At 65.8% G+C, this 2,348-nt stretch carries 4 protein-coding genes and 1 pseudogene; 3 read left to right on the top strand and 2 right to left on the bottom strand.

Annotated elements, in window-relative coordinates:
- Both RMO12_RS10415 and RMO12_RS10410 read right to left on the bottom strand, forming a co-directional pair.
- Nucleotides 1-134: pseudogene (locus RMO12_RS10415) on the bottom strand (IS91 family transposase); the annotation flags it as partial.
- Between the two features lie 63 nt (nt 135-197).
- The gene (locus RMO12_RS10410) at nt 198-1,040 is read right to left on the bottom strand and encodes a 23S rRNA (adenine(2030)-N(6))-methyltransferase RlmJ (protein ID WP_309639238.1); all 843 of its coding nucleotides are present in this window, start codon (nt 1,038-1,040) and stop codon (nt 198-200) included.
- 227 nt (nt 1,041-1,267) lie between these two features.
- Between RMO12_RS10410 and RMO12_RS10405 the strand changes: the two genes are divergently transcribed.
- From RMO12_RS10405 to RMO12_RS10395, 3 genes are read left to right on the top strand one after another with little or no spacing between them, the layout of a single operon-like run.
- The gene (locus RMO12_RS10405; RefSeq protein WP_309639237.1) at nt 1,268-1,651 is read left to right on the top strand and encodes a helix-turn-helix transcriptional regulator; all 384 of its coding nucleotides are present in this window, start codon (nt 1,268-1,270) and stop codon (nt 1,649-1,651) included.
- Nucleotides 1,652-1,653: 2 nt separating this feature from the next.
- Nucleotides 1,654-1,902: a hypothetical protein gene (locus tag RMO12_RS10400; protein WP_309626214.1), complete on the top strand. Its 249-nt coding sequence runs from the start codon at nt 1,654-1,656 to the stop codon at nt 1,900-1,902.
- Entirely contained in the window at nt 1,886-2,167 is a 282-nt protein-coding gene (locus tag RMO12_RS10395; protein WP_309639236.1) for a putative toxin-antitoxin system toxin component, PIN family, read from the top strand. Before RMO12_RS10400 ends, RMO12_RS10395 begins: the two co-directional genes overlap by 17 nt.
- Nucleotides 2,168-2,348: the final 181 nt, after the last annotated feature.

Raw genomic sequence — 2,348 nt, 5'->3', positions numbered from 1 at the left:
CGCAGGTCTTGCGTCCAGGCGTGCAGCACCAGCGTGAAGGGGCCGATGCCGCCGAGCCAGCGCGGGTTGGCGGCGAACTCGGTGAGCGTGGCGGCTGCGCACCGCATCAGCGTGTCGTAGACCCAGCGCGAATGCACGTCGACCCTCAACCCCAATTGGCTGACCAGTGTGTTGCACTCGGGTTTTGAAGCCGCCCCTCACCCCGTCCGCTGCTCCAGCAAATGACTCGCGCCGTCGTACTGCGCCAACGCCCCAGCCAAAAATGGCAGCACCTCGCGCATCTCCGCGTGCAAGGTATATGGCGGGTTAATAACGAACATGCCGCTCCCCGCCAAACCAAACCCCTGCGAATCCGGCGACTGCACGGTGATGCGTGCATGCAGCCAGCCCTTGGGCGCAAGCGACTTCAGCCGCTTGGGCAGTTGCGCCGCCTCGAGCCGGTTGACCTGCGGATACCAGACCAGAATCACGCATTCGGCAAAGCGCAGCAGCGCCTCGCGCACGGTGGCGATCACGAGGCCGTAGTCGGCCTTGAGTTCGTAAGACGGGTCCATCAGCACCACGCCGCGCTTGGACGGCGGCGGTAACTGCGACTTCAGGCCCGAGAAGCCGTCGTCGTGATGCACCTCGGTGTGGGCCCGGCCGGCGTGGTGCGCGGCCAGGTGCTGCAGGTCGGTGGGGTGCAGCTCGAAGAGGCGCAGCCGGTCCTGTTCGCGCAGCAAGCGGCGCGCGATTTCGGGCGAGCCGGGGTAGCGGCCGAGGCCGCCTCCGGGGTTGAACGCGCGCACCAGCGCCACGTACTCGGCCACGGCGGCGGGCAGGTCGTCGCGGTCCATCAGGCGCGCGATACCCTGCTCGAACTCGCCCTTCTTCTTGGCCTCGGGGCTGCCGAGCGAATAGCCGCCCGCGCCGGCATGGGTGTCGATGAGCCAATAGGGCTTGTCCTTCTGGGCCATGTAGCGCAGCACCTGAACGAGCACGGTGTGCTTGAGGACGTCGGCATGGTTGCCGGCGTGAAAGGCATGTCGGTAGGCAAGCATGGGCAATTGTCGCTGCGGGGGTGGGCGCAGAGGGTGGGCCCGAGGAGGCAAGCAATCATGATGATCGCCCTTGCAAAAGCAAGTTCGCACGACGCCTGCGGTGCGTGCCGAAATCGCCGCTCCGGTAAAAAAATCTGCTGGCGCGACTATATACGGTTACGGTATATTCAAGCAAACCGATTGCCGAATCGGTCCTAGCATGAACGCATCCCCTTTGAGAGGCACCCATGTCCAAGCGGAAGACGGATGTGATCGAGAACTTTGGTGAGCGGCTGGCGCAACTGCGCAAGGCCGCTGGCTACACGCAGGTTGAGTTCGCCGCCGAGGTGGGCATTACGCAGCGCATGGTGGCCTACTACGAAGTGCCGAACGCACAGCCGCCGGCGCATCTGCTGCCGCAGATGGCGCAGGTGCTGGGCGTGGGGGCGGACGTGCTACTCGGGATGGCTCGGCCGCGCAAGGTCAAGCGACTGGCCACCAACAGCCTGGAGCGCCGGCTGCTGGCCATCGAGAAGCTGGACCCGAAGGCCAGGCGCCAGATCACTCAGTTGCTCGACACCTTCATTGATCGAGAGAAGCTCAAGCAGCGCGTCAACGCACAGGAGGCTTGACCATGACGACGATTCAGATCGAGTTGCCCGACGCCACCGCGCAGGCTGCGCGCGAGGCCGGGCTGCTGACACCGCAGGCGCTGGACCGACTGCTCACCGATGCGCTCAAGCGCCAGCAAGCGGCCGACTCGCTGCTGTCCATCGCTGATCGCGTGGCAGCGGCCGGCATCGAGCCGATGTCGATGGAAGAGATCAACGCGGAGGTAAAAGCCGCTCGTGCGGAACGCAGGCAGCGTGCGAGCGGTCATTGACACCAATGTGCTGCTGTCCGGGCTGTTGTGGCACGGGCAGCCGCATGCGTTGCTGGAGCATGTGCGCGCTGGCACGCTGGCGATGGTCAGCAGTCCGGCTCTGTTGGCCGAGTTGTCCGATGTGATCGGCCGCGCGAAGTTCGATGCGATCCTCGTGCGCTCGAAGACCACACGCGAGCGGGCAATGTCCAAGGTGCGGCAACGATGCCGTGGTGGCTCTCGGGTGGGTAGAGCGGTTGCTGGTACGCATCCAGCTCGTCGATGAGGTCGAGCACGTCCGGCTGGCCCGGGCTTTCAATGGTGATGCGCATGGGCGTGCTCGACGGATCAGCGCGCCATCTGCCCGGCGAGCCCGACGCAAGGATCAGGCCGCGAGACGGCCGCGGTCGGCCAGGTTTCGTCAAAGCCCGGCGTTGCATCGCCTGCCTTCGCGCCGGCCGCGAGCC

This window comes from Methylibium sp. (assembly GCF_031393925.1).
In the GTDB taxonomy this organism is placed as follows: domain Bacteria; phylum Pseudomonadota; class Gammaproteobacteria; order Burkholderiales; family Burkholderiaceae_C; genus Methylibium.
The sequence above is the reverse complement of the archived record's forward strand: the minus strand, read 5'-3'. Positions and strand labels throughout refer to the sequence as shown.

Bases quoted from the DNA above. Each gene is read 5' to 3' on its own strand.
- RMO12_RS10405 (WP_309639237.1), top strand. From the start codon at position 1,268: ATGTCCAAGCGGAAGACGGATGTGATCGAGAACTTTGGTGAGCGGCTG.
- RMO12_RS10400 (WP_309626214.1), top strand. From the start codon at position 1,654: ATGACGACGATTCAGATCGAGTTGCCCGACGCCACCGCGCAGGCTGCG.
- RMO12_RS10410 (WP_309639238.1), bottom strand. From the start codon at position 1,040: ATGCTTGCCTACCGACATGCCTTTCACGCCGGCAACCATGCCGACGTC.